Source organism: Collinsella sp. TM09-10AT (genome assembly GCF_003436275.1).
In the GTDB taxonomy this organism is placed as follows: Bacteria; Actinomycetota; Coriobacteriia; order Coriobacteriales; family Coriobacteriaceae; genus Collinsella.
In genome coordinates, this window is the sequence record NZ_QSOP01000046.1 from 1 (window position 1) to 2041 (window position 2041).

At 58.6% G+C, this 2041-nt stretch carries 1 protein-coding gene and 1 pseudogene; both read right to left on the reverse strand.

Annotated features, from left to right (window positions below):
* Positions 1 to 520, reverse strand: a pseudogene (locus DXD77_RS10155) (SIS domain-containing protein); the annotation flags it as partial.
* A 170-nt stretch (positions 521 to 690) separates the two neighbouring features.
* Positions 691 to 1905 carry an MFS transporter gene (locus DXD77_RS10160; RefSeq protein ID WP_195241124.1) on the reverse strand — a complete coding sequence of 405 codons (1215 nt, stop codon included), beginning with the start codon at positions 1903 to 1905 and terminating at the stop codon, positions 691 to 693.
* Positions 1906 to 2041: the final 136 nt, after the last annotated feature.

Sequence of the window (2041 nt, forward strand, 5' to 3'; positions counted from 1 at the left end):
AGCCGCGGCGGTTGAGCAGGCGCAGGCCGAAGCAGTCGGCGAGGTAGTAGCCCATCTCGCAGCCACCGTTACCATGATCGGAAGCCATCTTGACGCAATTCTCGGCGCCGACAGCCTGGCCGATGGGACCCTCAGGCTTGGTCATGGCGTAGACGCGAATGCCCTTTTCCTTCATCTTCTTGACGGCCTCGAGGACCTCGGGGGTGGTGCCGGACTCGGAGGCGGTGAGCACGACGGACTTCTCGGTCATGCGCTTGTGGCCGGAGACGTTCCACTCGGCGGCGTGGATCAGGTAGACCTCGAGGTCGCGGTCGCCGAACTTGTTCATGAGGTACTCAAGTTGCATGAGCTCGTCCCAGGTGCCGCCGACGCCCATCAGGAACACGGCGTCGTAGCCCTCGTCGGCGACCTTGTCGGCGAGCTCAATCATCTTCTTGCCGGTCTCGTAGACGTTCTTGCCGTCCTCGACGTAGCCCTCCTGGCTAAAGTGCATGATCTCGATCTTCTCGGTTTCCTTCATGGCTTTTCCTTTCTGTCCTGCACGCAACTCTATACATCGCGTTTCTTTTCGATACCAATTATAGACATACACCTAATGTGTTTTTAATACCACTTATCAATCTGCTCCAATCCTCGGTGAACGGTCGAAATTCTCTGGTGAGTGGTATTAAATTAGAATTGAATGTATAGCTAACGCCTCTGGCGCCTCCCTTGTGTGACAAAGAACAGCGTTCCTACCAGCGCAATAATGGTCGATGCCCCAAACAGTACCGTCTGGACACCCAAAGCCTCCGCCAAAAACGGAGCCGCCAGCAGCGGCAGCACGCCGGCGCTCATCAGGCCAAAACGCACAAAGCCGGTAATGCGCCCCAGGTATTTGATGTCAGCGCGCTCCTGAATCAAGATCATCTGCAGCGGTTCCAGGAATCCCCAGGCCAGACCGTTAATCGCTTGACCGATAATCGCGACCCCCAGCATATCGGTGCCCACGTACACCATGGACCCAATGCCCACGGCCATGAGCGCGCCGAGCAGCAATCGCAGGTTGACATGGCGGGCAGAAAGCTTGGTCAGGATGAACGCGCCCACCGAGGAAGTGAGGCCCACGACCGAGGACAGCCAGCCCAGCCAGACGATATCCACGTTGAGCACATCGCGATAGAACAACGACTCCAGCGAATCGAACGCGCCAAACGCAAAGAAGCCCAGAAAGCCCGAGATAAAGATAAGGCGCAGGTCGTGGTCGCGAAACGTAAGTCGCGCGCCCTCGGCCATGCCGCCCAGAATGCCGCCCTTCGGCTTCTCCCCTTTTGCGGGAGCAACACACTCGTGACAGCCCAAGGAGAGCACGGCCGCCACACCCATCATGCCCGCCATGAGCAGATAGACCGATTGCGTGGCAAAACAGCTCACGATGGCACCACCGAGCAGCGGGCCAGCGGTATAGGCGATATTGCTGTAGAACACCATGAGACCGTTCACGCGGGTACGGCCCTCGGTGGTCGACTCCAGGTATCCCGGAAACGCATGCGTACAGGTGTTGATAAAGCCGCCCGCAAGCCCCAAGACGCACGCGGCAAACACAAGCCCGGGGACAGACAACGGCGCCAACCCCACGCCAAGCGATAGCACCGCCGTAATCACGCACGTCACAAACGACGTCCGGCGCGGTCCAAAGCGGTCGATGACCGAGCCCGACACCATATTGCCCGCCGACGTCATAAGATTGCGTACGAGCGTAATGGCAGCAACCAAAAAGGCCGTGCCAGCCAAATCATACGTCGCCGCGCCGATAAGCCCTAAAAAGTACACCGCGTTGTTGGCGCACCATTGCAGGGACTCAATAAGAATCAGCCTGACCTCTGCCGGCGTCAGGCGCATTGCTTCGCGATCCTTCGCGAACATACGAACTCCCTCTATACAAGTAAGGGGATGGAGGGCATAGGCCCGCTCCATCCCCTTACCAGGTTGCAATGACAGTCTATGCAGCCGGGCCCTTACGCCAGCACGCCGAAGAACGCGCCGACGATGCCCACGACCA